Here is a 508-nt window from a genome sequence, read left to right on the forward strand (position 1 = left end):
GCGGCGTCGCCACGTCCTCCCACAAGAACATGCCAATCCTTGGATAGGTCTTCACAAATGGCGCGGCCAATCCCACGGCTTCCACCGGTTACAAGTACGGTTTTTCTACTCATATCTCCAGCCTAGAGGATCGTCCGCGGCCGGGCTCTACTTGGCATAGAGAGCTTCGATCTCATCGGCGAAGTCTCGCGCGACGTCGGCTCGCTTCAGTTTCATAGAGGGCGTTAGGTAGCCGTTATCAACGGTGAACTCCGCGTTAATGATGCGGAACTTACGGATCGATTCTGCTTTCGAGACGGACTTGTTAGCCCGAGCGATTGCTTTATCTAGGGACGCGATGACGCGCGGATGCTGGGCAGCCTGCGTGACATCCATGTTTTCAAGACCGTGGTTGGCCAGCCAGGTAGCAAGCATTTCGCGGTCAAGGGTGATGAGCGCGCCGATGAAGGGCTTTTGATCGCCAACCACGATCACGTGGGAGACGAGCGGGTGAGTAACCAATGATTCC

1 pseudogene is annotated in these 508 nt (G+C 56.1%); it reads right to left on the reverse strand.

Annotated features, from left to right (window positions below):
• Nucleotides 1–147: 147 nt before the first annotated feature.
• Nucleotides 148–508: pseudogene (locus HMPREF1627_RS00945) on the reverse strand (long-chain fatty acid--CoA ligase); the annotation flags it as partial.

It is taken from the genome of Actinomyces sp. S6-Spd3 (genome assembly GCF_000758755.1).
In the GTDB taxonomy this organism is placed as follows: Bacteria; Actinomycetota; Actinomycetes; order Actinomycetales; family Actinomycetaceae; genus Pauljensenia.